20 protein-coding genes are annotated in these 26,129 nt (G+C 74.5%); 12 read left to right on the top strand and 8 right to left on the bottom strand.

The genetic code is table 11. From position 1 onward, the window contains the following. Positions 1-256: 256 nt before the first annotated feature. Positions 257-1,306, top strand: coding sequence for a biotin synthase BioB (gene bioB / locus WMF26_RS25630; RefSeq protein WP_437322282.1), 1,050 nt, complete (start codon positions 257-259; stop codon positions 1,304-1,306). Here the strand turns inward: bioB and WMF26_RS25625 are convergent. The 4 genes from WMF26_RS25625 to WMF26_RS25610 all read right to left on the bottom strand — a co-directional run bounded on the left by WMF26_RS25625 (position 1,248) and on the right by WMF26_RS25610 (position 6,034). Next, the gene (locus WMF26_RS25625; protein WP_437994816.1) at positions 1,248-3,008 is read right to left on the bottom strand and encodes a mechanosensitive ion channel family protein; all 1,761 of its coding nucleotides are present in this window, start codon (positions 3,006-3,008) and stop codon (positions 1,248-1,250) included. The genes bioB and WMF26_RS25625 overlap by 59 nt on opposite strands. Positions 3,009-3,223: 215 nt before the next feature. Then, the gene (locus WMF26_RS25620; RefSeq protein ID WP_438002444.1) at positions 3,224-4,435 is read right to left on the bottom strand and encodes an HRDC domain-containing protein; all 1,212 of its coding nucleotides are present in this window, start codon (positions 4,433-4,435) and stop codon (positions 3,224-3,226) included. Continuing rightward, a complete protein-coding gene (locus WMF26_RS25615; protein WP_437994815.1) occupies positions 4,432-5,394 on the bottom strand; it encodes a matrixin family metalloprotease in 963 nt (320 codons plus the stop codon). Before WMF26_RS25615 ends, WMF26_RS25620 begins: the two co-directional genes overlap by 4 nt. Beyond that, positions 5,381-6,034, bottom strand: a complete 654-nt coding sequence (locus tag WMF26_RS25610; RefSeq protein WP_437948830.1) for a hypothetical protein — start codon at positions 6,032-6,034, stop codon at positions 5,381-5,383. Before WMF26_RS25610 ends, WMF26_RS25615 begins: the two co-directional genes overlap by 14 nt. A 135-nt stretch (positions 6,035-6,169) precedes the next feature. Here WMF26_RS25610 and WMF26_RS25605 point away from each other — a divergent pair, with 135 nt between their 5' ends. The 5 genes from WMF26_RS25605 (at position 6,170) to WMF26_RS25585 (ending at position 11,025) form a co-directional block, all read left to right on the top strand. Then, positions 6,170-6,952, top strand: a complete 783-nt coding sequence (locus WMF26_RS25605) for a thiazole synthase (RefSeq protein ID WP_061621915.1) — start codon at positions 6,170-6,172, stop codon at positions 6,950-6,952. 291 nt (positions 6,953-7,243) lie between these two features. Further along, on the top strand, positions 7,244-8,482 hold the full coding sequence (locus WMF26_RS25600; RefSeq protein ID WP_437321907.1) for a glycosyltransferase: 1,239 nt from the start codon (positions 7,244-7,246) through the stop codon (positions 8,480-8,482). A gap of 195 nt (positions 8,483-8,677) precedes the next feature. Continuing rightward, the gene (locus tag WMF26_RS25595; protein ID WP_437994814.1) at positions 8,678-9,952 is read left to right on the top strand and encodes a glycosyltransferase family 4 protein; all 1,275 of its coding nucleotides are present in this window, start codon (positions 8,678-8,680) and stop codon (positions 9,950-9,952) included. A 104-nt stretch (positions 9,953-10,056) separates the two neighbouring features. Beyond that, positions 10,057-10,377, top strand: coding sequence for a tetratricopeptide repeat protein (locus tag WMF26_RS25590; protein ID WP_061621175.1), 321 nt, complete (start codon positions 10,057-10,059; stop codon positions 10,375-10,377). Between the two features lie 30 nt (positions 10,378-10,407). After that, entirely contained in the window at positions 10,408-11,025 is a 618-nt protein-coding gene (locus tag WMF26_RS25585) for a thiamine phosphate synthase (RefSeq protein WP_437932826.1), read from the top strand. A gap of 54 nt (positions 11,026-11,079) precedes the next feature. Here WMF26_RS25585 and WMF26_RS25580 read toward each other — a convergent pair whose 3' ends face one another. Next, entirely contained in the window at positions 11,080-11,673 is a 594-nt protein-coding gene (locus tag WMF26_RS25580; RefSeq protein ID WP_437994813.1) for a Uma2 family endonuclease, read from the bottom strand. 98 nt (positions 11,674-11,771) lie between these two features. Then, on the bottom strand, positions 11,772-12,365 hold the full coding sequence (locus WMF26_RS25575) for a Uma2 family endonuclease (protein WP_437994812.1): 594 nt from the start codon (positions 12,363-12,365) through the stop codon (positions 11,772-11,774). Positions 12,366-12,461: 96 nt separating this feature from the next. On the opposite strand from WMF26_RS25575, the gene ileS reads away from it, so the two are divergent. Further along, positions 12,462-16,325, top strand: coding sequence for an isoleucine--tRNA ligase (ileS, locus tag WMF26_RS25570; protein WP_437994811.1), 3,864 nt, complete (start codon positions 12,462-12,464; stop codon positions 16,323-16,325). 272 nt (positions 16,326-16,597) lie between these two features. Beyond that, positions 16,598-17,851 carry an AAA family ATPase gene (locus tag WMF26_RS25565; protein ID WP_437994810.1) on the top strand — a complete coding sequence of 418 codons (1,254 nt, stop codon included), beginning with the start codon at positions 16,598-16,600 and terminating at the stop codon, positions 17,849-17,851. Positions 17,852-17,858: 7 nt separating this feature from the next. Here the strand turns inward: WMF26_RS25565 and WMF26_RS25560 are convergent, their stop codons facing one another. Next, positions 17,859-18,551 carry an HAD family hydrolase gene (locus WMF26_RS25560; RefSeq protein ID WP_437994809.1) on the bottom strand — a complete coding sequence of 231 codons (693 nt, stop codon included), beginning with the start codon at positions 18,549-18,551 and terminating at the stop codon, positions 17,859-17,861. Between the two features lie 133 nt (positions 18,552-18,684). Between WMF26_RS25560 and WMF26_RS25555 the strand changes: the two genes are divergently transcribed. Together WMF26_RS25555 and WMF26_RS25550 are read left to right on the top strand one after the other, a co-directional pair. Beyond that, positions 18,685-20,796 (top strand): hypothetical protein, encoded by a 2,112-nt coding sequence (locus tag WMF26_RS25555; protein ID WP_437994808.1) that lies wholly within the window; start codon positions 18,685-18,687, stop codon positions 20,794-20,796. Between the two features lie 33 nt (positions 20,797-20,829). Continuing rightward, a complete protein-coding gene (locus WMF26_RS25550; protein ID WP_437994807.1) occupies positions 20,830-23,247 on the top strand; it encodes a hypothetical protein in 2,418 nt (805 codons plus the stop codon). A gap of 19 nt (positions 23,248-23,266) precedes the next feature. Here WMF26_RS25550 and WMF26_RS25545 read toward each other — a convergent pair whose 3' ends face one another. Then, positions 23,267-23,821 carry a 3'-5' exonuclease gene (locus WMF26_RS25545; protein WP_061622765.1) on the bottom strand — a complete coding sequence of 185 codons (555 nt, stop codon included), beginning with the start codon at positions 23,819-23,821 and terminating at the stop codon, positions 23,267-23,269. Between the two features lie 444 nt (positions 23,822-24,265). Between WMF26_RS25545 and WMF26_RS25540 the strand changes: the two genes are divergently transcribed. Both WMF26_RS25540 and WMF26_RS25535 read left to right on the top strand, forming a co-directional pair. Beyond that, complete coding sequence (locus WMF26_RS25540; protein WP_437994806.1) at positions 24,266-25,189, top strand: serine/threonine-protein kinase; 924 nt, start codon at positions 24,266-24,268, stop codon at positions 25,187-25,189. Positions 25,190-25,349: 160 nt separating this feature from the next. Further along, complete coding sequence (locus WMF26_RS25535) at positions 25,350-25,916, top strand: hemerythrin domain-containing protein (protein WP_061622763.1); 567 nt, start codon at positions 25,350-25,352, stop codon at positions 25,914-25,916. The last annotated feature ends 213 nt before the right edge of the window (positions 25,917-26,129 follow it).

The following is a 26,129-nucleotide window of genomic DNA, read 5'->3' as shown; positions in this document are numbered from 1 at the left end:
CGGAAGGCTTCGTTGCCGCGCCGGAAGGCTTCGTTGCCGCGCCGGAAGCGCTCCTCCGCCCACCAAGCGCCCTCGCAGCCGCGCCGGCGCGCTCCACCCCCGCGGCGGCGGCGCTGCCCCCCACGGCGGCGGCGCCGCCATCTCCGCCGCCACGCCTCCTTCGCGGGGCTCGCCCCCCTCCTTCGCAGCGCACCCCCGGCGCCTCCGTCGCGCCTCGCTTGCAGCGGCGACCCAAGCCTGGGTATGAGCGGAGCCCATGCTCGACGGGATCGAACGGGACGCGGCGGGGCACAACGGTGGGCGCAAGGAACCGAACGGGAGCGCCCCGGCGGCGGGCGGGGTCCGCCACGACTGGACGGTCGAGCAGGCGGTCGCCCTGCACGATCTCCCGCTCTTCGAGCTGATCGACCGCGCGCGCTCGGTCCACCGCGCGTTCCACGGCGAGCACGAGGTGCAGCTCTGCACCCTGCTCAGCGTCAAGACGGGCGGCTGCCCCGAGGACTGCGCCTACTGCCCGCAGTCGAGCCACTACGAGACCGAGGTCGGGCCGGAGCGCATGCTCGACGTCGGCGCGGTCCTCGCGGCCGCAGAGCGCGCCCGCGCGGGCGGCTCGACGAGGTTCTGCATGGGCGCCGCGTGGCGCGAGGTGAAGGAAGGCCCCGCCTTCGAGCGCGTCCTCGACATGGTGCGCGGCGTGAAGGCGCTCGGCCTCGAGGCGTGCTGCACCCTCGGCATGCTCACCGACGACCAGGCGCGCCGCCTCAAAGAGGCCGGCCTCGACGCGTACAACCACAACCTCGACACGTCGCGGAAGGCCTACAAATCGATCATCTCGACGCGCACGTACGACGAGCGGCTCGTCACCCTGCGCAACGTCCGGCGCGCCGGCATCACCGTCTGCTCGGGCGGCATCATCGGCATGGGCGAGTCGATCGCCGACCGCTGCGAGATGCTCGTCGAGCTCGCGCGCCTCGACCCGCACCCGGAGAGCGTGCCGATCAACGCCCTCGTGCGCTCGCCGGGCACCCCGCTGGAGAGCCTGCCGCCCGTGGACCCGGTCGAGTTCATCCGGATGATCGCCGTCGCGCGGCTCATGATGCCGCGCGCGATGGTGCGCCTGTCCGCCGGCCGGACGGAGCTCTCGCGCGAGGCGCAGCTGCTCTGCATGTACGCGGGGGCGAACTCGATCTTCTACGGAGACAAGCTGCTCACGACCCCGAACCCGGGCCCGGACGAGGACCGCGCGCTCATCGAGAAGGCGGGGCTCCAGCCGATGGCGCCGGCCGCGGCTCCCGCCGCCCGTTAGCCGGGCCGCCGCCGTCGGCCGCCTCGGGCCGCGGGCGCTCCCCGCCGCGCGTCGCGACGTGCAGCGTCTGCGTCGGGTGCGCGAGCCGCGACCCGGCCGAGGCGATGAGCTCCAGGAAGGTGATCAGCATCTCCTGACGCATCGTCCGGAACTCGCCGAAGTCCGTCGTCTGGAACCACGCCATCACCTCGACGTCGAGCGACGAGGGGCCGACGCCGACGAAGCGCACCACGACGTCGTCGGGCCAGATCTTCGGGTGCGCGCGCAGCGCGCGCTCGCACCCCTCGATGATCGCGCGGAGCTGCTCGGGCGTGGTCTCGTGGACGAGGCCCAGCACGCAGGCGAGGCGCATCCGGTCGCGCGCCGTGTACGACTCGATCTGGAGATCGGCGAGCTTGCCGTTCGGGATCGTGACGATCGTCCGGTCGAGCGTGCGGATCCGGGTCGAGCGGAGGCCGATGGTCTCGACCGTGCCGAGCAGCGCGTCCACCTTCACGAAATCGCCGACCTGGAACGGCCGATCGATGCCGATCGAGACCGAGCCGAAGAGGTTCTCCACCGTCTTCTGCGCGGCGAGGGCGAGCGCGACGCCGCCGATGCCGAGGCCGGCGATGAGGCTCGCCACCGGGTAGCCGAGCTCGGACAGCACGGCGATCGCGCCGACGATCACGATCGCGACCTTCGCGATCCGCCCCATGAGCGGCACGAGCGAGCGCGCCGCGGGGTTGTCGCGCGTCGCGGGGGCGGCGAGCAGGCGGCCGCCGACGGCGTCGATCGCGCGGAGGGCGAACCAGAAGACGGCGACGAAGACGCCGGCGCGCACCACCTTGTCGAGGAACGCCTCGGCCGGCGCGTAGAGCCCGAGCCACGGGAGCGCGATCTCGATGGCGAGCAGCGCCGCCGCGAACGTGAGCGGGCCGCGCGTGCCCTCGAGGAGCGCGTCGTCGAGCGGGGACTCCGTCCGGACGACGAGGCGGCGGAGCAAGGCGCGGAGGGCGAAGCTCAGGACCGCGCCGACGAGCCAGCCGGCGAGCGCGAAGACCGGCAGCGCGAGCCACTGCCACCAGAGCAGCTCGCGCGGCCCCGGGCGCAAGAGCGCCGGCGGCAGGTGGTCGCGCAGCCAGCGATCTTCGAGCCGCGCGTACCAGTCGTCGACGCGCTCCACGGTCGCGCGCGAGAAGATCCAGCGCACGCCGTCCGGGGTCGTGCGCCGCACCAGGCGCACCGGCTGGTACCCGGTCCGGGTCGGGATCTTGGCGATCTGCTCCACGCCGGCCCCGAGGTTGTCCTGCGTGTCCCCCTGCGCGTGCGGCGAGATCGTCTCCAGGTCGACCCAGATGTGCCGATCGAGCACCGCCTTGAGCTTCTGCGCGAGCGCCGCGCCGTCCGCCTTCGGCGGCAGATCGAGGAAGCGCGCGGCCTCGGTGTACTCGCCCGCGCGACACAGCTCGAAGAAGGCGCGCACCGAGGCCCGCGGCGAGTCGGGGGCGACCGGGATCGTCTCGGGATCGACGCCGGCCTCGGCGCTCGGCGCCGCCGGGGGCGCCGAGGGGGGAGGCGGCGGGGACAGCTCGCCGGCGCTCGCTCCCAGGAGGACGCACCCGAAGACGAGCGCGAAGGCGAGCGCGGCGCGGATCCACCACTTCGCCGCCGGCAAAAGGCGGAGTCGCTTCGAACCCTTGGGATGATCGTTCCAGGGCATGGGCCCCTGCTATTCCACCGCGCGGCGCGTCTGTCGACCGGGCGGCGGGCGCGTGGACGACCGGCCGGCCCGCCTGCGTACGGGGCGTCGCGCGCGCGGACGACCGTCGACGGACGCGCGTGCACCGTGCAGCGCGCCGCGACGTGCGCGCCGAACGCGCGGCGCGCCAGCTTACGCTGCGGCGCGTACGCCGCGGCGCGTACACGCGCTCGCAGCTACACCGCCGCGGCGGGCGGCTCGCTCGCCAGCGCCGCGGTCACGAGCGCCGCGAGCGCGGCGCCGTAGCGCGCGAGCCGGCGCGCGCCGAGCCCCGGGATGCGCGCGATCGCGTCGGCGACCGCGCCGCCGCCGGCGCGGCCCCCCGCGAGCGCGATCTCCACGAGATCCTGCGCGCAGTGGCCTGGCAGCACGACCTGCTCGTCGACCTGCCGCGCCTTCGCCTCGGCCCTGCGCCACGCGGCGATCCGGGTCTCCATCGCGCGCCGGACGGCGATCTCCCGCCGGGACGGGCGGGTCTGCGCGAAGAGGGCGCGCTCGTCCTCCGGCACGTCGCCGTCGCCGCGCCCCTGCTCGATCGCGCGGAGCCACGCGGCGACGAGGCCCCCCGCGCGGCCCGCCGCGGCCCCGCGGACGGCGCGCACGTCGTCGGCCCGGGTCGGCCTCCGCTGCGCGAGCTCGAGGAGCACCTCGCCGGCGACGATCTTGAAGGCGGGCAGGTCGGCCTCCTCGGCGGCGGCCTCGCGCGCCAGGACGAGCCGCCGGAGGATCGCGCGGCCCTCCGGGTCGAGCGCCTGGGCCCCCTTGATGCGCGCGTACGCCGGCCGCGGATCGCGCGGCGGGCCGAGGGCGCTCGCCAGCTTGTAGGCGCACTCCTCCGCGATCTCGTCCTCGATCCCGAGCGCGCGAACGTGCTCCGCGAGCCGCGCGTCGAGCGGGAGCAGGTGGAGCACGTCGTCGGCCAGGTAGCGCAGCTCGGCGTCCGCGAGCGGCCTGCGCCCCCAGTCGTGCTGCTGGAGCTGCTTGTCGAGCTTCACGCCGAGCTCCACGGAGACGAGCGCCGCGAGCCCCGTCGCCGCGCGCCCCAGCATGCGCGCGGCGACCGAGGTGTCGCGCACGCCGGCGAGCGGCGCGCCCGCCTCGGCGAGCATGCGCGCGTCGAAGGTGAGGTCGTGCAGCACCTTGGGAGGCCCCGCGGCCCCGAGGAGCGGCGCGAGCGGCGCGACCGGCGCGCGGAGCGCGTCGACGACCGCGACCGCGACGCCGTCGCCCTCGCGGAAGGCGAGCTGGACGGTGCAGAGCCGCGGGCGGTACGCGAACAGCCCGTTGGCCTCCACGTCGACCGCGAGCGCGTCGGCGCGCGCCGCGCGCTCGACCACCCGGGCGAGATCGCCTTCGCGCTCGACGAGGACGGGGGGAGCCTGGCTCAGCGGGCCCTCTCCCGGCGCGGGCGCGCTGCCCTGCCGCGCCGCGCCCGCGCGAGCGCGCCGAGCGACGCGGCCGCCGCGGCGAGGAGCCCGCCGCCGCCTCCGCCGCCTGGCGACGACGGGGCCGCGGCGCAGCCGCCGCTCTCCTCCGGGGCGGGCTGATCTTTGGCGCACAGGTCGGAGAAGCCGTGGCGCGGCGTGGGGTCGCACGCCTCGACCGGCTCCCCGGGCGGGTACACCGAGCAGATCCCCGCGCGGTCGTCGTCGTCGAGGTCGCGGAGGATCGTGCTCTCCGGCCGGTAGTCGGCGTACATGGTCGCGGTGACCTCGGCCGAGTGCGAGAGCCCGAGGAAGTGGCCGGCCTCGTGCGTGGCGATGCTCAGGAGGTCGAACGAGACGTCGTCGTCGTCCATCGAGAGCGTCACGTCGAACGAGTTGATCTCCATGTCGGCGTCGTAGATCTCGCCGTTCTTGAGGTTGTAGGTGACGGTCGTGAGCGCGAGGGTGTTCCCGCCGCTGCCGTACGGCCACCCGTCGTCCCGGAACGTGATGATGTTCGCGTTCCCCTTGCGCTGGTTGTACTCGTGCGCGTCGCACGAGATCGGGCCGAGGTAGGTGACCTCCATGCGGGGGCTCGTCCCGCCGCCGCAGTCGGCCGCGGTCCACGTGGCGAAGGCCTGCTCGAAGATCGCCTCGGCCTCCGCGAGCGTCACCTGGTCCGAGGCGTCTTCCTGGAGCGAGTAGCTGACGCACGGCGAGGGCCAGGCGAGGGGGATGCCGCAGTCGGTCGCCTGCTGCGGGTTGCAGACGGCCGCGGTCGACTGGGTCTCGGGACAGACGCTGGTGCGGCAGTAGGCCAGGGCGGCCCGGGGGAGGGCGAGCGCCGCGGCGACGAGCGTGAACGAGGCGACGGCGCGGGCGCGCGCGCCGCGCCGGGCGGGCGCGAGATCACTTCTGCGCATGCTTCGCCTTCCAGGCGCGGCTCACCGCGTCGATGGCCGCGTCGACCGTCGCGCCGACGAGCTGCTCGCGCGCCGAGATCGCCGGGCCGGGCCGGGCCAGGACGGTCCCGCTGGACGGGCTCGCGGCCAGCCGCCGCACGGCGATGCGCGGCGCGCCGGCGATCCGCCGCGTCTCCTCGGCGTCGACGATGGGGTAGTGGCCCTGGGCCATCCCGGACACGACGAGCGCGGAGCTGGCCCGGGACACGAAGATCATCGCCTGCGCGCCGATCCTGAGCTGCGCGTCGCCGGCCACGTGCTGTCCGACGTCCCCGACGATGCCCCCGAGGGTCCTCACCCACACGTCGGCGTCGGGCTGCCCGGCCACGGTGCGGTCGATCGACAGGCGGGTATACGTCACGATCCTCTCGGACCCGCCGAGCTCCTCCCACCTGCTGTGCTGCTCGGTCGCGGTCGCGACCACGACGTACGAGGCGGCGGCGACGAGCTCGTCCAGCGAGAGCTGGATGGAGACGGCCGCCTGCGCGGCGCGCGGGCCGGACAGGAGCGCGCCGGGGCTCACCCCGGCTGCTGGGTCGGCGTCGCCCCCGGGCGCGAGGGTGACCGCGGGTGGCAACGCGAAGAGGAGGGCTATGAGCAAGGCTCTGGGAGACATAGGGGCAACGATACCATGCTGGCGAGCGGGGCACGCCCGAAGCCCGCGGCGCGGTCGTGCTGGACCCTGTGTCCCGGTCCGACTAGCTAGATCGTCTGGGTCGAGACCGAGGAGCCTGCGATGACGAGCGACGCGTTGACGATCGGCAGACACACGTTCACTTCCCGCCTCTTCGTGGGGACGGGCAAGTACAAGGACCTGGAGGAGACCCGTCGCGCGCTCGAGGCGTCCGGCGCGGAGGTGGTCACGGTGGCCCTCCGCCGCGTGAACCTGAAGGAGCGGGGCGAGGGGTCGATGATGTCGCTGCTCCAGCAGGGGCGCGTCACGATCCTGCCGAACACGGCGGGCTGCACCACCGTCGAGGACGCGGTCCGCACCTGCCGGCTCGCGCGCGAGCTCGGGCTGTCGGACCTCGTGAAGCTCGAGGTCATCGGCGACGAACGGACGCTGTTCCCGGACAACGAGGCGACGCTGGAGGCGGCGAAGATCCTGGTCAAGGAGGGCTTCACGGTGCTGCCTTACTGCATGGATGACCCGATCGTCTGCCGGAAGCTGGAGGACATCGGGTGCGCGGCCGTGATGCCCCTTGCCGCGCCGATCGGCAGCGGGCTCGGCATCCGGAACCCGTACAACCTGATGATCATCCGCGAGACGGCGAAGGTGCCGGTGATCGTGGACGCGGGCGTCGGGACGGCGAGCGACGCCGCGGTGGCGATGGAGCTCGGGTGTGATGGGGTGTTGATGAACACGGCCATCGCGGGCGCGCGGGATCCGATCCTGATGGCGCAGGCGATGCGGGACGCGGTGAGGGCCGGGCGAATGGCCTACCTCGCGGGGCGGATGCCGAAGAAGCTCTACGCGACGGCGTCGTCGCCGGAGCACGGCAAGATCGCCGGGCTGTAGGAGCGCGCGGCGGGGGGCGCGCCGCTGCGCAGCGGGCGGCGGGCTCAGCGCGCGGCGGGGCGCGGCGCGCTACGGGAGAGCGCGCTGCGGGGGAGCGCGGCGCGCTGCGGGGAGCGCGGCGCGGCGTCCCGATGTGCGAAGTCAAACGAACAGCACGCCGGGGTCATGATACGCTCACAGCCCTGAGTCAGAATGACACGGAACGCTCATCGCACGGTCGACACCTCTGTCGTGACGCGACGGGGCGCTCCGAGGACGACCGCGGCGACCTGACGGTCCGCTCAGGAGAATATGAGCAAGCCCAACGTCTGCATGGTCGTGAACAACCTCGAGGTCGGCGGGCTCGAGAAGGTGGTGCTGAGCCTCCTCGATCGGCTCGGCGATCAGGGCTTCGATCTCTCGCTGATCTGCCTCGACGGCGAGGGGCGGCTCTTCTCGGAGGTGAAGCTGCCCCGCTCCAAGTGCCTCGTGATCACGAAGGATCTCCGGCCGGTGCTGCCCGGCCTCAAGAGCGATCCCGAGGCGATCCTCTGGATCCGGCGCTTCTTCCACCAGCGCTCCGTGGATATCGTCCACGTCCACAACCGGGCTCCGCTCATCTTCGCCGGCCTCGCGGCGCGCCTGCTCCGGAATCGGCCGCTGGTCGTCTACTCGGAGCACAACCAGATCAACCGGGCGAAGGGGTTCGACCGGCGCAAATTCGGCTACTACGCCTACCTCGCCGACGAGATGGTCGCGGTCTCGCACGACCTGAAGCGCATCCTCGTCGACGACGTGAAGGTCCGCGCGCCGGTCCGGGTCATCCACAACGGCATCGACGGGACGCGCTTCGCCCGGGCCCTGACGAGCGGCCAGCAGGGGCGCATCCGCGCGGAGCTCGGCATCGGCGAGCAGGAGTTCGTGTTCGGGTGCGCGGTGGTGCACATCGAGCAGAAGGGGCTCCGCTACCTCATCGAGGCGGCGCCGGAGGTGCTGCGGCGCGCCCCGGAGGCGCGCTTCGTCGTCGCGGGCGACGGCCCGCTCCGGGGGGAGCTCCAGCAGCGCGCCAGGGACGCGGGGCTCGGCGACCGGATGCTCTTCCCCGGGTATCGCTCGGACGTCCCCGAGCTCGTCTCCGCGTTCGACGCCTACGTGCTCCCGTCGCTCTGGGAGGGGCTGCCGCTCGCCCTGCTCGAGGCGCTCGCGCTCGGCAAGCCGATCGTGGCGAGCCGCGTCGGCGGCGTCCCCGAGATCATCGAGCACGGGGTCGACGGGTTCCTCGTCCCGCCGAAGGACCCGGGCGCGCTTGTCGAGCACCTCTCGCGGGTCGCCCGCGACGCGGAGCTCCGCGAGCGCGCGCGCACGCGCGGCCCCGCGAAGTTCGCCGAGCAGTTCAGCCTGGAGGCGATGGTCGACGCGCACGTGCGGCTCTTCGACGAGCTCGTCGCCCGGCGGCGCGGCGGGGAGGCCTCGCCGCGGGCGCAGAGGTCCGGGGGAACGAGCCAGGGACCGGTGCTGAATACGAGGTTGAGCGAGACCGACCGAGCTTGAAACGAGGCCGAGCGAGCCTCAACAAGCCTGACCGGGACGCGACGAGACGCGACGAGACCCGACGAGACGCGACGAGACCCGACGAGACCAACGCGACCTAACGAGACGCCTCGAACCAGCGCCGGCACCAAAGCCCCTGTTGCCGGCGCGCTCGCTGCCTCGGATCGATTCAGACAGGAGGAGCTCTTGCGGCGGATGCGTGTTTTGCTTATCACGAAGATTTTCCCGAACGCGGTACACCCGGACGAGGCGCCGTACAATCGTCGGCAGTTCGCCGCGCTGTCGCGTTACTGCGACGTTCGGGTGCTCGCGACGATCCCGTGGTTCCCTGGCATCGAGCGGCTCTCGAAGTGGCCTGTCGGCGCCAGCGCGCCGCGCGAGGAGGTCATCGACGGGCTCCCGGTCCGGCACCCGCGCTATCTCTACGTGCCGAGGGTCGCGCCGGCCCTGAACGGCCCGCTGTACGCGGCGTCGATGCTCCCGGAGCTCGTCGGGCGCGGCCCGTCGCCCGACGTGATCGTCGGGGCGTTCGCCTACCCGGACGGCTTCGCCGCCGTGTGCCTCGGTCGGCTGCTCCGGGTGCCGGTCGTCATCAAGGTGCACGGCTCGGACATCGACGTGATCCCGCGCGACGCGCGGCTGCGGCGGCCGCTCAGCTGGGGCCTCACGCGCGCGACCCGGGTGGTGGCGGTCAGCCGCAAGCTCGCGGACGGGGTGGCGGCGCTCGGCGTGCCGCGCGATCGCATCGACATCGTCATGAACGGCGTCGACGCGAAGCTGTTCCAGCCGCGCAGCCGCGCCGAGTCGCGCGCGGCGCTCGGCCGGTCGCCTGCATCGAAGATGTTCGTCTTCGTCGGCCACCTGAACCGGGACAAGGGGGTGCTCGATCTGGTCGAGGCGTTCGAGCGGCTCGCGCCCGCGCACCCGGACCTCGAGCTCACGCTCGTGGGCAGCGGCGCCGAGGAGCAGGCGTGCAAGGCCGCCGCCGCCCGGCTGGGCGGCCGGCTGACGGTGACCGGCTACCTGCCGCACGACCAGGTGTCGCTGTGGCTCGGGGCCTCGGACGCCCTCGTGCTCCCGAGCCTGCACGAGGGGACGCCCAACGTCGTGCTGGAGGCGCTCGCCTCGGGGCGCCGCGTAGTGGGGACGAGCGTGGGGGGCATCCCCGACATCCTCCACAGCCCGGAGCTCGGCGAGCTCATCCCGCCGGGGGACAAGGGCGCGCTCGCGGACGCGCTGCTGCGCGCCGCGCGGCACGAGTACGACCCGGCGCGGGTCGCGGAGCTCGCCGGCGGGCGCGACTGGGACGACAGCGCGCGCGCCCTCCACGACACGCTCCTGCGCGCGGTGCGCAGCGCCCGCCGGCCGAGCGCGGGCGGGCAGGACCTCGGCGACGCGGCCTTCAGCGTCCCGGGCCCGAAGGGCGGGATCGAGAACGGCGCCGCGCGGACGGGCGCTCCCCTGAGCTGACGGCTCGCCTGGGCGGTGGCGGCGGCTCGCGGCGCGGCCTCCGCGGCGGTGGCGGCGGTTCCCGGCGCGGCGTCCTCTTGACGCTCGCGCGCGTTCATCGGCGAATGGCGCCCGTGCTCCCCGGCATCCGCGCGGCCCTGGGCCCGCTCGTGATCTTCGCCGCCGTCGCGCGGGCGCCTTACCAGTGCGCGAGCGACGTCGACCCGGATCATCGCCAGTACGAGGATCCGAGCGAGGCCCTGTACGGCCTGGCCGAGCGCTTCAAGGCGAACGGCGATCGCCGCGCCCAGGCCGACACCTTGCGCTTCCTCGTCGAGCGGTATCCTTCGAGCCGGTTCGCCCGGATGGCGCGGCAGGACCTCGAGGCGCTCGGCGAGCCGGGCGCTCCGGGAGGGGACCGCGCCCCGGGCGGCGGAGACCGCTGACGCGCCGCGCGTCGGCGCAGGAGGACGGCCATGCTCACCCCGCGGTTGACCCTGATCACGCAGACGGCGGACGTGCCGGAGCCGGCCCTGCTCGCGCGGCTCTCGGCGTTCGGCGCCCTGCCCCCCGAGGCCCGCGCCCGCGTGGCGGTGCAGCTCCGCGACCCCGAGCTCTCCGGCGCGGCGCTCCACGCGCTCGGCCGGCGGCTGCGCGACGCCACCGCCGCGATCGGCGCCTCGTTCGTCGTCAACGACCGCCTGGATCTCGCGCTGCTGCTGGGCGCGGACGGCGTGCACCTCGGCCGCCGCTCGGTCGCGGTGGCGGACGCGCGCGCCCTGCTCGGCGCCGGCGTCTTCGTCTCGGTCGCCTGCCACGGCGTGGACGAGGTGCTCCGCGCGGCGGAGGCCGGGGCAGACGCGGCCGTGCTGTCGCCGATCTTCGCGACGCCCGGCAAGGGCCCGCCCCTCGGGCTCGCGGCGCTGGGCGAGGCGCGGGCCCGCCTCGCGGCCGCGTCGCGCGGCGTCGCGCTGATCGCCCTCGGCGGCGTGGACGCGGGCTCGGCGCCGGCCTGCCTCGCGGCGGGCGCGGACGGGGTGGCCGCGATCCGCGCCGACTTCGGCGGCGCGCTGCCGGCGCCGCTCGGGGGGTGACCTCGCCTGCTCCCGCCGCCGCGCCCACGGAGCCGGGCCGCGCGGCGGACGTCCTCACCTCGCCCAGAGGTCGGCGAGCGGCAGCTCGATCGCGTCGAACGGCTCGGCCCGCACGGCCTCGTCGCCTTCGTACGTGTCGAGCAGCGACCACCGGCCGTCGTCGAGCCGGTACACCTCGAGCGTCTGCGCGACCGGGTTGATCAGCCAGGCGTGGCGGACCCCTTCGCGGCGGTAGATCCGCATCTTCTTGCCGCGGTCGACGCGCTCGGTGCGCGGGGAGATCACCTCGCACACCCAGTCGGGCGCGAGGTCGTAGTGCGCGGGCGCGTCCTCCGGGCCGAGCGGGTCGGACATGCGCTCGCGACGCCAGCCGGCGAGATCGGGGACGACCTTGTCGGGCCTCGGTCCGAGGTGGAGCTCGGGCTCGTCGAGGATGACCCAGCCGCCAGGTCCGCCTCTCCCGCGATCGAAGGGGCCCGTGAGGCTTCCGCCCAGGAGCGACGCCGTACGCGTGTGCGGCCGCCCCGGCCGTGGGAACGTGTGCAGCTCCCCGTCGAGGATCTCGGCGACCATCTCCTCCGGCGCGGCCTGGAACGCGGCCTCCACCTCGGGGGCGTTGCCCGGGAGCAGCGGGTGCTGTGCGCTCATGCCGCCAGCCTATCACTCCTCCCGCTCGCGCCCCCGCGCCTCAAGGTGGCGACCGAGCGGAGCTTCCCCGCCGACGAGGGGCCGCGCGGCGGACGTCTTTACCTGGCCCAGAGGTCGGCGAGCGGCAGCTCGATCGCGTCGAACGGCTCGGCCCGCACGGCCTCGTCGCCTTCGTACGTGTCGAGCAGCGACCACCGGCCGTCGTCGAGCCGGTACACCTCGAGCGTCTGCGCGACCGGGTTGATCAGCCAGGCGTGGCGGACCCCTTCGCGGCGGTAGATCCGCATCTTCTTGCCGCGGTCGACGCGCTCGGTGCGCGGGGAGATCACCTCGCAGATCCAGTCGGGCGCGAGGTCGTAGTGCGCGGGCGCGTCCTCGGGCCCGAGCGCGTCGGGCATGCGCTCGCGGCGCCAGCCGGCGAGATCGGGGACGACCTTGTCGGGCCTCGGGCCGAGGTGGAGCTCGGGCTCTACGAGGATGACCCAGCCGCCAGGTCCACCTGGATCCAGATCGAACGGACCCCCAAGCCTCACGTTCAAACGCGACGCGGTGCGGGTATGCGGCCGCGCCGGCCGCGGGAATGTGTGCAGCTCCCCGTCGAGGATCTCGGCGACCATCTCTTCCGGCACGGCCTGGAACGTGGCCTCGACCTCGGGCGTGTTGCCTGGAAATAGCGGGTGCTGCGCGCTCATGCATCGAGCGTATCACCCTCCGCACCCGGCGCGCGAAAGCCCCGGCCCGAGCGCCTCCCTCGACGCTGGCAATCCGCCTTGCTACTAGGCCGGGCCATGTCCGAAGCGTCCTCGAAGAAACCGACCGACGGCCCGCACGAGCCCCTGTTCGACAAGGTGGCGACCGAGCTGAACTTCCCCGCCGACGAGGCGAAGATCCTCGCCTTCTGGAAGCAGCACCGCATCTTCGAGAAGACGCTCCGCGCCGAGACCCGCGCCACCGGCCCGTCCAAGGGCACGTTCGTCTTCTACGAGGGCCCGCCGACCGCCAACGGCATGCCGCACAACGGCCACGTGCTCACGCGCGCCGTGAAGGACGTCTTCCCCCGCTACAAGACGATGCGCGGCTACGACGTCCCGCGGAAGGCCGGCTGGGACACCCACGGGCTGCCGGTCGAGGTCGAGGTCGAGAAGGAGCTGCGCATCCACGGCAAGGCCGACATCGAGCGCTACGGCGTCGAGCCGTTCATCTCGCGCTGCATCGACTCTGTCTTCCGGTACACCGAGGCGTGGGAGGGCCTGACCGACAAGATCGGCTTCTGGGTCGACCTCGACAGCGCCTACGTCACCTACCACCGGAGCTACGTCGAGAGCGTCTGGTGGGCGCTCTCGCAGCTGCACAAGAAGGGGCTGCTCTACCGCGGCCACCGCGTCTGCTGGTGGTGGCCGCAGGGGGGGACGGCGCTCAGCGCGGCCGAGGTCGGCTGGAACTACAAGACCGTGGACGACCCGAGCGTGTTCGTGGCGTTCCCGCTCGTGGACGAGCCGGACACCGCGCTCTGCGCCTGGACGACCACCCCGTGGACCTTGCCCTCGAACGGCTACGCCGCCGTGCGGCCCGAGTTCGACTACGTCGTCGTGGACGCGGGGGCGTCGGCGGGCGCTGGCGGCGGGGCGGCGCCGGTGGCGCGGAAGCTCATCGTCGCCGCGGCGCTGCGCGAGGAGCTCGCGAAGAAGTTCAAGCGCGACCTCCCCGTGCTCCGCGAGCTCAAGGGGAGCGAGCTCATCGGGAAGCGGTACCGGCCGCCGTTCGACAGCTTCTCGAGGTCGCTCGAGGGCGCCAGCCTGCGGCGGAAGGACGGCAAGGAGGAGCCGCTCTACTGGGTCGTGATCGGCGCCGACTTCGTCACGCTCGACTCCGGCACCGGCGTCGTCCACATCGCGCCCGCGTTCGGCGAGGACGACTTCAACGCCCACAAGCGGCGCGTCGCCGAGCTCGCCGAGCCGGGCGCCGCGGGCGAGGTGCCGATCCTGTGCGCGGTGCGGCCGGACGGCACGTTCGAGCCGGGGCTCACGCCGTTCTCGGGCCTGTGGGTGAAGGACGCCGACCCGCTCATCCTCAAGGATCTCGCGGCCCGCGGGCTGCTCGTCCACGACGAGAAGTACCGCCACGACTACCCGTTCTGCTGGCGCGCCGACGACGATCCGCTGATCCAGCTCGCGCGGCCCGCCTGGTACATCAGGACGCGCGAGAACATCGACAAGGCGATCGCCAACAACCGCGCGATCCACTGGATGCCGCCCCACATCCAGGAGGGGCGCTTCGGCGACTTCCTCGCCAACAACGTCGACTGGGCGCTCTCGCGCGAGCGGTACTGGGGGACGCCGCTCAACGTCTGGATCTGCGCGAACAGCGAGGATCACCAGCTCGCCCCGGCGTCGGTCGCCGAGATCGAGGCGCTGAACCCGCGCGCCTTCGACCACTTCCACGAGGCGAAGAAGGCCGATCCGAGCCTGAACGACCACCTCATCGTCCACAAGCCGTGGATCGACCGGGTGACGTTCCCCTGTCCCACGTGCGGCGGCGAGATGCGCCGCGTGACCGAGGTCATCGACGCGTGGTTCGACAGCGGGAGCATGCCGTTCGCGCAGTGGGGCTACCCGCACGCCCCGGGCTCGAAGGAGCTGTTCGATCGCGCGTTCCCGGCGGACTTCATCAGCGAGGCGATCGACCAGACGCGCGGCTGGTTCTACTCGCTCCTGATGGTCTCGACGCTGGTGTTCGACGAGGCGACGCAGGAGAAGCTCGGGCTGTCGCGGCTCCGGAGCTACCCGCACCCGTACAAGACGTGCGTCGTGCTCGGGCACGTCTGCGACCGCGAGGGCAAGAAGGAGAGCAAGTCGAAGGGCAACTACACGCCGCCCGAGGTCATCCTCGAGCGCGTCCGGATGGAGTTCGCCGCGGTGCGGGCCGCCGAGGTGAAGGGAGCGCAGCCGAAGGACGGGGTCGCGCTCATCGCGCGCGAGGACTACGAGGGGCTCGACCTGACGGGCGACGCCGCGAAGGTGCGCATGTACCGCGCCGATCGCGAGGCGCAGCCGATCGCCATGGAGCTCCGGCCGCAGAAGGGGATGCCGCGGCGGATCGTCGCGCTCTCCGAGGCCGATCTCGACAGGCTGGGCCTCACGCCCGGGCAGGGGGCGCTCTCGGTGATGCCGAACGACGTGCCGCGGCTCGATCAGGCCGAGCGCGTCACCATCGAGGACCCGTCGACCTCCGCGCCGGGGGCCGACGCGTTCCGGTGGTTCTTCTACGCGTCTTCCCCGCCGTGGACGAACACGCGCCACTCGCTCACGAACGTGCGCGCCCTCCAGAAGGAGTTCGCGGTCAAGCTCCGGAACGTCTACTCGTTCTTCACCATCTACGCGAACATCGACGGCTTCTCGCCCGCGGAGGGGAACCCCGGCGCGACGGGCACGTCGCCCGCGGCGCTCGCGGCGAGCGCCGGCTACCGGCCGGCGAAGGAGCGGTCGCTCCTCGACCGGTGGATCCTCTCGGAGCTCGCGCTCTCGACGCGGGAGGTGACGGCGCACCTCGACGAGTACCGCCTGTACGAGGCCGCGCAGCGGCTGGTCGACCTCGTGGACGCGCTGTCGAACTGGTACGTCCGCCGGAGCCGGGCGCGCTTCTGGGCCCCCACGGCGGCGGATCCGCTCGACGTCGCGCCGGGCGCCGTGCGGGCGGCCCAGGACAAGCGCGACGCGTACTTCACGCTGTACGAGGTGCTCGTCGCGATCGCCAAGCTGAGCGCGCCGTTCACGCCGTTCCTCGCCGAGGCCATGTACCAGAACCTGGTGCGGCGGCCGTGGCCCGCGTCGCAGCCGGAGAGCGTGCACCTCGTGGCCTTCCCGGAGGCGGACCAGGCCGCGGTGGACGAGCCGCTCGCGGTCGAGATGCGCGCGGTGCGCGAGCTCGTCTCGCTCGGGCTGCAGGTGCGCACGGCGAACAAGCTCAAGGTGCGGCAGCCGCTCGCGCGCGCGGACGTCGTGCTGTCGCAGCAGGGGCTCGCGGCGGCGCTCGCCGAGCACGTGCCGCTCATCGCCGAGGAGCTCAACGTGCACGAGGTGCGCTTCCTGAAGCCCGGCGAGGAGGGGAGCGCGGTCCGTTACGTGCTCAAGCCGAACTTCCGCGCGCTCGGGCCGAAGCTCGGCAAGAAGGTGCAGCTCGCGAAGCAGGTCCTCGCGAAGGCGGACGCGTCGGCGCTGCGCGCGGCGCTGGCGACCGAGGGCAAGATCGCGATCGCGCTCGACGGCGAGCAGGTCGAGCTCGGCCCCGAGGAGATCGAGGTCGCCGTGGAGGCGGGCGAGGGGTTCGCGGCGGCCGGCGGCCGCGCGGGGGTCGTCGTGCTGCACACGGCGCTCACGGACGCGCTCCGCGACGAGGGGCTCGGCCGGGAGATCCTCTCGCGCGTGCAAGCGGCCAGGAAGGGCGCGGGCCTGGACTTCACCGATAGGATCCGCCTCGCCATCCGGGGCAGCCAGCGCGTGTGCCGCGTCGCCGAGGCGTCGCGGGCCCTGATCATGGCAGAATCGCTCGCCGCGGAGCTCGTGGTGGGCGGTGCCCTCGAGGAGGAAGTCAGCGAAACGGACGCGCCCGTTGAGGGGGAGGCGCTGAAGATCGGCTTGGCGCGAATGCCGTGAACTGTCAGCCAACACCCAGATGGCTCGACGTCCCGCGCATCCCGCGTGGGTAGATCGACACGAATCCGCTTCGTGTAAGCTCGTGACCGAAGCGGCACCGCGACCGGCCTAGGAGGAAGCCATCCTCCGATGGATTGGTGCACCGGCGTGGGCGTCGAGCGCGGGGAGGGCATGGTCGTGATCGGGCGTCGGACATCCCGGAAGGGCGCTGCGCTGTCGCAGCTGGGCGCTCTCGGCCTCTCCCACCTTTGTGTCGCCCTCCGGGCGGCGGCGTGGAGGTACTCGATCCGGGTCACCGCGCCGCGATGATCACCCACGTCTACGTCAGCAACTACGGCAGCATCGGGCCCGGCATCGAGCTCACGCTCGGCGCGCTGACCGCGCTCGTCGGCCCGCCCGGCGCGGGGAAGGGGGGCCTCCTCGATGCCGTGCGGTTCCTCGCCGAGTGCGCCAACGGGGCGCTCGAGCAGGCGGCGGCCAGCCGCCGCGGCGGCGGCGCGCTGCAGCGCCCCCGCGACAGCGGCGCGGTCACCACCCTCGGCGTCGCCGTCTCCAGGACCGAGGGCCACGGGTTCTGGCTCGTGCAGCTCGCGCCCGGCGACCGGGAGGGCGAGACGCGCGTGAAGAGCGAGACGGCCGCGTGGTGGCAGCGCAGCGCCCTCACCCGGCTCGTCAAGCCGGGCCTCCGCGACGTCTTCGACGCCGGCAGCGACCCGCCCGAGGTCTCCTTCGACCGGCTGAAGGGCAGCCCGAAGGGGTTCTCGCGCAAGGACAAGGGCCGCAGCGGCACGCTCGCCTACCGCGGCGTCGCCCCCATCGCCGTGAGCGGCGCCAGGCTCGTCCTGCCGCTGCTCTCCGATGGACCGCTCACCCCGATGCGCGACGAGCTGCGCCGCGCGGTCCTCTACTCCCTCGCGCCGCGCCCCCTCCGCTCGCCCCAGAAGATCAGCGCCTCCCGCCGCCTCCGCGCGAGCGGCGAGAACTGGGGCTCCGTCCTCCGCGCGCTCGAGAAGGAGCGCTGGAGCGAGCAGTTCCTCGCCAGCCTGTCCCAGGTGCTCGGCGACGTCGACGGCGCCCGCGCGCTCTCGTCCGGCGGGTTCCTCGTCCCGGAGCTGCGCCACGGCGTCGACGACGGCGGCCGCGAGCGCTGGCGCGCGGCCACGGACGAGCCGGACGCGACGCTCCGGCTCGCGGCCATGGTCACCGCGCTCTCGCAGGAGCCGCCGCTCGTGCTCGCCGGCTTCGAGCACCCCGACGCGGGCGTCGACCGCGGCGCGCTGCCGGCGCTCGTCGAGTACCTGCGCGGCGCCTCCGCCCAGCGCCACCTCCTGCTCACGACCGAGAGCCCCGCGCTCCTCGACCTCCTGCCGCGCGAGTCCGTCTACTCGGTGGCGCTCCGCGACGGCTCGACCACCGCGTCGCCCATCGGCGAGCCCGAGCGGCGGGCGCTCCGCGAGCAGCTCGTCGCCGCCGAGGGCCAGCGCGTCCGGGATGCGCGCTCCGATCGGCCCCCGCGTGGCCCCTGAGCCGCGACTACCCCGCGAGCCGCTCCCGCTGCGGCGCGAGCGGCGACGCGTCGTACCGCGCGAGGAGGTCCTCCGGATCGCGGTAGAGCGCCGCGCACCCCGCCTCGACGAGCTCCATCTCGGGGAAGCCTCCGCAGCGCAGCCCCACCGCCAGGATGCCGAGCTTGGCCGCGGCCTCGGCGCCGGACGGCGTGTCGCCGACCAGCACCACCTCGCGCGGATCGACGCTGCCCAGCCGGTCGAGCGCCGCCTCGAGGACGTCCGGATGCGGCTTCGACCTCCCCGCGTCGTCCGCCGACACCGCCCACGAGACAAGGTCGCCCACCCCGGCGCGCTCGAGGCTCGCGTCGAGCGCGCCGCGCGCCATCGACGCGGCGGCGACGATCCGGCGCCCGTCGCGCGCGACGCGCTCGAAGAGCTCGCGCACCCCCGGGAAGACGCGCGCCCCGGGGAGGAGCTCGCGCGCGTAGATCTCGTCGTGGAGCGACGCGAGCCCCGCGCCGATCCAGCCGATCTCCTCGGGCGAAAGGAACACCGGCAAGAGCCGGTCCGCGCCCTCGCCGACGTGGCGCCTGAGCTTCTCCCGCGCGACCTCGCGGCCGAACCGCGCGAAGGCCCGCTGCCAGGCGGCCGCATGCAGATCGACGGCGTCGAGGACCGTGCCGTCGACACCGAAAATGACGGCGCTGACGCTGGCCATGGCGCGACACGTGGCGCAGGGCCGGACGCACCGCCATCGGAGGGCTCCCGACGGCGCGCGGGCGCGAGCTGCGCCCCGCCCAAGGCGCGATAGACTGGGTCGAGGAGGGCGAGCGGGCAGGGCGATGCGATCCATGAACGGCCGGCTTCCGGCACTCTCGGTCTTCCTCGGCGCGCTCCTCGGCCCGGCCAGCTCCGCCGCGCAGGGCGGGCCCGCGCTGGTCGTGGTCGATCGGGACGACGACGACGCCGACGGCGTGCCCGACGGCGAGCAGGCCCGCGTGCCGTCCTCCCCGGAGCTCCTCGCGCTGCGCGCGCCGCGCGGCGCGAGCCAGGCGCCCGCGGCGATCCCGGACGGCCTGCGGCTGCTCGTCGACGGCAGCCCCGTCCAGCCGGGGAGCGCGATCCCCGCGGGCGCCCGCCGCGTCGAGCTCCAGGCGGTCCGGGCGGGCCGGAGCGAGATCGCCCTCTTCGGCAGGACGCTGCCGATCAGCGCGTTCGAGGTCCGCGCCATCGACGGCGCCGGGACGCGCATCGACATGGCGCGCTCCCACGCCTCGCTCCAGCGCACGCCCCCGGACCGGCTCGGCGACGATCCGTTCGGGAACCTCGACGATCCCGACGCGATCCGCCTGCTCGTCATCGGCGCGGCCGACGACCTGCCGCTCACCGTCGACGTCCACTCCGCGGCGCCGTCCGGCCGGGCGATCGATCGCCTGCCCAGCGTGCCGCTCGGCCACGTCGCGTGCCCCCCGGACGTCCCGGCGGGCCTCGTGTGCGGCTCGACGCGCCCCCTCCGGATCGTGGCCGACGACATCGACCGCAACCACCCGATGATCGCCGATCGTTCCGTGAAGGGCGAGGTCGGCGGCGCGCTCGTGGTCGCCCTGCCCGACGGGCCGAAGCTCCAGATGATCCGCATCGCCGGCCCGCGCTCCTCGCCGCTCGGGCCCCTCGGGCGCACGCGCGCGCGCCTGCGCATCCTCATGGTGCGGCCGCGCGCGGGCGGGCCGCCGCCGATGGGCGGGGACGACTCGGGCGCGCTCGCGATCGCGCGCGCGGAGGTCGAGCGCGCGAACGCCCTCTGGGGCGCGTGCGGCGTGAGCTTCGGCCCGCCGGAGGAGCTCGACATCAGCTTCGTCGACCCGCCGCGCCCGCACCTGCTCGCGATCGGCTGCGACCACGGCCTGCCGGCGAGCGGCGGCGCGATCCGGGTGCGCGTCGACGGCCACGAGGTGACCGCGTCGATCCGGCCCCGCATGCGCCCCGACGCCGCGGCCCGCGCCGTCGCCGCGGCGATCGGCGCCGCGGGCTTCTCGGTGCGCCTGTCGGACAACCCGGCCATCGGCGCGGGCGCGTTCGGGACCACCGACGTGCTCGTGCGGCGCCCGGGCGGCGCGCCCGCGGCGATCGAGCCGCCGGCGTCGGGCGCGCTGAGCACCGACCCGACGCTCACGGCGTGCATCGGCGCCGTGGAGCTCGAGGACGGCCTGCAGCACTTCAGCGACACGGACGCCATCGCCGGCACCGTCGAGGAGCGCGCGCTGATCAAGGCGTTCGACGACGGCGACCCCGCGACCATCGACGTCGTGATGGTCCCGAGCTTCGCCGGCGGCGGGCGCATCGGCGAGTCGTTCATCTTCGCCGACGGCGGGGCGATCCGGAACACGATCATCGAGGACCGCGCCGGCCTGCGCGCCGACCGCGCCTCGTTCGCGCTGTCGCACGAGCTCGGCCACGTGCTGCTCGACGAGCCGGGGCACCCCGACGATTTCGGGGTCGACACCCCGACCCGCCTGATGGACGCCGACGCGGCCAACTCGTCCGCGTACGGGCCGCGCCGCCTCACGGTGGACGAGTGCGCGCGCGCAATTAGGCAGAGCGGCGCGGCGGAGCCGCGCCTGGGCAGACAGAGCGGCGCTGCGGAGCAGCGCCCGGGCAGGCAGAGCGGCGCGTCGGAGCAGCGCCCGGGCAGGCAGAACGGCGCGTCGGAGCAGCGCCTGGGAAAACAGAGCGGCGCGGCGGAGCAGCGCCCGGGCAGGCAGAGCGGCGCGGCCGATCCGCGCCTGGGAAAACAGAGCGGCGCGGCCGATCCGCGCCCGGGCGAGCCCCCGCCGCGCGGCGCGCAGGGCGATCGGGCGGGGGACGTGGCGGCGAGCCCCCCCGGCGCGCCCGGGTTCCGGCCGAGCGGACCGGTGCCCCTGCTCGCGCCGTGGCCGCTCGCCCCGCTCGGTCGAGAGAGGTGAAAGGCCGCTTCCCGCTGTGGTAGGAGCGGGCCCATGCGGGTCTCCCAGCGGAGCGGCCTCTTCAGCGGCGTCGCGGCCCTCGCGTGCGCCACCGTCCTGCTCGAGATCTCGCTCACGCGGATCTGCGCGGCGCTGTTCGGCGAGCCCCACGCGTTCGTCGCGCTCGCGCTGCCGCTCCTCGGCGCGGGCGCGGGCGGCGCGGCGCTCACCCTCGCCCCGTCGCTCGTCCGCCCGCCCGCGCTCTTCGCCCGCATGGCGACCCTGTCGTCGCTCGCGTCGGGCGCCACGCTCGCGGCGGTCGTCCTGCTCTCGCAGCGCGGGCCGGCGCCCGGCGCGCTCCCGTGGCTCGCGCTGCTCTACGCCGCGGCCACCGTCCCGTTCGCGCTCGCCGGCCTCGCGCTCGCCGCCGCGATCCGGCACGTCGCGTCCGAGATGCCCCGCCTCTACCTGCTCGACCTCGTCGGCGGCGCCCTCGGCGGGCTCGCGGCCGCCGCCGCGCTCCGCGCCGGCGCGCCGCGCGCCGCGCTCGCGGCGGCGATCTTCTTCGCGGTGGCGGGCGTCTTCTTCTACCTCGCGGCGCGCGGGCAGGGCGGCGAGCAGCGGGCGCCCGGCGGCCTCGTCGCCACGTTCGTGCTCGGCGGCTTCGTGCTCCTCGCCGGCGATCTCGGCGCCCCGTGGCTCCGGCTCGCCGGCCTCCGCCGGGGCGCGGCCGACCGCACCGAGCACGAGGCCTGGAGCGCGCGCTCGCTGATCACCGTCGACAAGCCGAGGGCCGGCGCGGCGATGATGCGGATCGGCAGCGCCGCGCAGAGCCCGATCGTCGACGCGAAGACGCCGCCCCCGGCCCAGCCCGAGGACATGGCCTACGCGCTCCACAAGGACCAGGGGCCGGCGCTCGTCGTCGGCGCCGGGGGCGGGCGCGACGTGCGCGCCGCGCTCAAGGCCGGGCTGAAGGACGTCTACGCCGTCGAGGGCGACCGCGGCGTCCTCGAGGTGATGCGCGGCCGGTACGCCGCGTTCAGCGGCAACCTGTTCGACAAGCCCGAGGTCCACCTCGTCGTGGGCGACGGGCGGAGCTTCGCCCGGCGCACGCCGCTGCTCTTCCGGAACATCGTGATCCCGTCGCCCGAGACCGCCGAGGCGTCGTCGACCGGCGCGCTCGCGCTGTCCGAGAGCCGGCTCCACACGGTCGAGGGCGTCGGGGACTTCCTCTCGCGCCTCCTGCCCGAGGGCACGCTGGTCCTGAGCCGCGCCGACGTCGATTTCGATCGCCTGCTCTCGCTCGCGACCGCGGCGCTGCGCCGCGCGGGCGCGGCCGAGCCCAAGGACCACCTCTTCGCGTGCAGCGCCGCGCAGCGGACCGCGCTCCTCGCGCGGCGCACCCCGCTCGCGCGCGAGGACGTCGAGGCGCTGCGCCGCCACTGCCGCCGGCACAAGTTCTCGGAGGCGTTCGCCCCCGACCGGCCGCAGACGCCCATCCGCGCGCTCATCGTCGCCTCCGGGGGCGGCCGCGCGCCCGACGCGGCGGTCGACCTGACGCCGCCCACCGACGACCGGCCGTTCTTCTCGTACGCCGTCCCGGCGCGCCGCCTCCCCGCCGTGCTCGGCGACCTCGGGGCCCTGCGCGCCGAGCAGGCGGGCCTGTTCGCGCTCGCCGCGCTGCTCGCCGCGGGCGCGGGCCTGTTCGCGCTCGCCGCGCTGCTCCCCGCGCTGACCGCGCGCGCCGGCCGCCTCCGCCGCGGCGCCGCGGCGCCCGACGCCGCGCCCCGGCCGCGGCCCGCCCGCGCGCTCTTCTTCTTCGCCGCGATCGGCGCGGGCTTCGCGCTCGTCGAGCTCGCCGTCTTCCGGCACGGGCTCCTCCTGCTCGACCTGCCCGCGTACGAGCTCCCCGTCGTCCTCGTGATCCTCCTCGTCTCGGCCGGCGTGGGCGGCCTGCTCACCGCCCGCGTGGCGCCGGACGCCGCGACGTGGACCTCCGCGCGCGTCGCCGAGGCGCTCGTCGTGGCCGCGGCGCTCGCCGCGGCGGGGCTCGTCCCGCTCGCGCGGTGGAGCCTCGGGCTCGCGGCCTTCCCGCGCGCGCTCCTCGCCGTCGCGCTCCTCGTGCCGTTCGGCCTGCTCGCCGGCTCGCTCGCGCCGCTCGGGGTCAAGCTCGTCGCCGCGATCGCGCCGGCGCTGCTCCCCTGGTGCTGGTCGCTCGGCGCCCTCGCCGGCGCGATCGCGATGCCCCTCGGCGCCCTGTGCGCGATGAGCCTCGGCTACAGCGCCCTGCTGCTCGGCGCGGGCCTCGCGTACCTCCTCGCCGCGGCGGCCGTGCCGCCCGCAGCGGCCGGCGCGATCGCCGAGGGCGACGGCGCGCCGGCGCCGCCGGGCCCCGATCCCGCCGGCGCGCCGCCGGCGCGGGGCGCCGCGGGGGCGCAGCCCGACGTGCCCGAGGCCGCGCCGGTCGGCTGAGCGCGCGGCGCGCCCGGCCTCACCGCCGCGCGGCCAGGAGCACGTGCGCGAGCAGGCCCGCGATGTTGAACGCGTCGTCGCCGCCGCGGTGGTGCGTGCCCGCGAGCGGCAGGCCCGCGCGCTCCAGGGCCTCGGCCATCCCGATCTCGCGCGACAGGGCGTGCGTCACCGCGAACAGGCTCTTCACGTTGAGGTGGCTCGGGCCGAACGGGTAGGGCACGCCCCGCGCCTCGCACTGCCGCTCGAACATGCGCCGGTCGTAGTCGCCGTAGCTCGCCCAGAGGCGATCCTGCGCCTTGAGCTCGCCCCGCAGGGTCGCGCACGCCTCCTTGAACGACACGCCCGCGTCGACGTCGGCCTGCGTCAGCGTCGTCAGCGCCGTGCAGAACGGGCTCACGCGCGAGCGCTCGGGGCGCACCAGGATCGAGCGCCGGTCGCGCCGCCGGCCCGACGCGACCTCCAGCGTGCACACGCCGATCTCGATGATCTCGTTCTCCTCGCCCTCCGGCGGGCTGCCCTCCCAGCAGGTCGATTCGACGTCGATCACGAGGATGAGATCAAGACGCTTCGCCATTCGTTGTCGCCCCTACATGTCATGATGAGTACGCGCCGAGCGTAACGGCGATCGGGACACAAATTCTTTCGGGATTTTCCCGACAGGTCGAAAACGCCTCGGGCGGTCGGCTGTGTCCGGGCAAAAACTTAGTAGATACGGGACATAAGACGGTGGGGCCAAATCCAGGGGTTGGTCGTTTCGGTGCCCAATCCCCTTGCTCGGAGGGCCTGGTCCATGGACACTCGTCAGGTAATTTCTGACGAGGTTCTTCACGTGGCTCCTGGTTCCCCGCTCCGTCGTTCCTTCGGTCCAGCCCGGGACAGGTCCGCCTTCGCTGAGGCGCTCCCCGAACCCGGCGGGGAGGGCCTTGGTCCCGCCGCGGAGCGACGGCTGCCTCCTCGTTCCGGGATCGTCCGCCACGCGGGGCGCGACCGGGGGGCGGCGGCGAGCGCTCCCTCCGCGGTGCGCGGCGGGGCGGCGGCGGGGCTCCCGGCAGGTGGGACCGCGGCGGTCGACCCGCTCGTCGGCCGTACAGAGCACGGACTGCACATCGAGCGGCTCATCGCCGAGGGGGGGATGGGCGCGGTCTACGCGGCCCGCCGCGTCGCGACGGGGGAGCGGGTCGCGCTCAAGGTGCTCCGGCGCGTGCACGCGGGGGACTCGGGCATCGAGGGCCGGTTCGCCCGCGAGGTCCAGCTCGCCCGCCGCATCGACCACCCGAACGTCTGCCCTGTGCTCGGCGAGGGGCGCCTCGAGGACGGGCGCCCGTTCTTCCTGATGCCGCTCTTCGACGGCATCACCCTGAGCGAGGAGGTGCGCCGGAACGGCCCCCTGCCGCTCGATCGCGCGCTGGCCGTCGCGGACCAGATCCTCGCCGGCCTCGCGGCCATGCACGCGGCGAAGGTGGTCCACCGCGACCTCCAGCCGGGCAACATCCTGCTCGTCCCCGCGGCGCCGGGCGCCGGGGCGCCGGGAGACGGAGCGCCGACGGTCAAGCTCATCGACCTCGGCTTCGCGCACGAGCCCGGGGTCGACAAGGGCGACGGGGTGACGCCCGACAGCCCCGGGTCGCTCGTGGGCACCCTGCTGTTCATGTCGCCGGAGCAGGCGATGCGCAGCCGCGCCATCACCGAGCGGAGCGACCTGTTCGCCGCCGCGCTGCTCGTCTACTACGCCCTCTCGGGCAAGCTCCCCTTCCGCGGCCGGGGCGATCTCGACGTGCTCGTCGCGATCGTGCGCTCCGCGCCCGTGCCCCTCCGGCGGGAGCGCCGGGATGTCCCGCGCGTGCTCGACGAGGTGCTCGCCCGCGCCCTGTCCAAGCACCCCGACCACCGCTTCGCCGGCGCGTCGGCGATGCGCGACGCGCTGGCCGCGGTCCGGGCGTAGCCCCCGCGCGCGGCGCGCCCGCGGTCCCTTCCAGCGCCGGCCCGCTCCTTGCCACGACGGGGCCGCCTGCACCGCGCCACGCAGCACCGGGATCCGGGCTGTGCACGCGCTGCTCAAGGGCGGCGACGCGGCGCGGTGAGCTTCACGCGAGGGGAACCCCATGGACGCACTCGATCTCTTGGAGCAGCAGCATCTCGAACTCAGCGCCCTGATGGCGCGCATCGCCGCCGAGCCCAGCCCGGGCCTCAGGACATCGATGGTCGCGCAGCTCTCCCGGATGATCGACGCGCACGTACGCATCGAGGAGACGTACCTCTATCCGGTGTGTGCCGAGCGGATGGCCGGCGACCGGAAGCCGCTCCACGACGCGTACGAGAAGCACGGCCTCGCGCGCTTCGCGGCGGACAACCTGCTGCGCACGCGGGTGACCGATGTGCGCTTCGAGGCGCGGCTCCGGCTGCTGCGGGACGTTTTCGCCCACCACGCCGACGAGGAGGAGGGCATCCTCTTCCCGAAGGCGAAGCGGGGGCTCACGGACGAGCAGCTCGACGTGATCGGGAGCGATCTGGAGCGCGCGTACGAGGTGCTGCTGCGCGTGGGGGTGCCGGCGGGCGCGTCGCTCGCGCGGTCGCAGCGCGGGTGGCCGAGGCGGGGGGCCCACTCCGTGCGCGCGGCGCGGCCGGTGTCGCGGCGCCGCGGGGAGGGGCAGCGCGCCCGGGGGTGTTGACCGAGCGCGACGCGCACCCCCGACGAGGGCCTGCGGCCGTGAGGGTCGGTGACGGCTGGGCGAGGGCTGGTTCCGCGCGTCAGAGCTCCCGCGAGGGATCTGCCTCGCGAGCGACAGAGAAATAAACGCCAAGGCGCAAAGGCGCAAAACTACAAATCTTTTTTGCGTCTTTGCGTCTTTGCGCCTTGGCGTTGAACTCTCTCTCCGGATCCC

Origin of the sequence: Sorangium sp. So ce185, from assembly GCF_051526825.1 — a bacterium.
GTDB classification, from domain to species: domain Bacteria; phylum Myxococcota_A; class Polyangia; order Polyangiales; family Polyangiaceae; genus Sorangium; species Sorangium cellulosum_D.
This window is presented reverse-complemented; position numbering and strand designations above follow the sequence as displayed.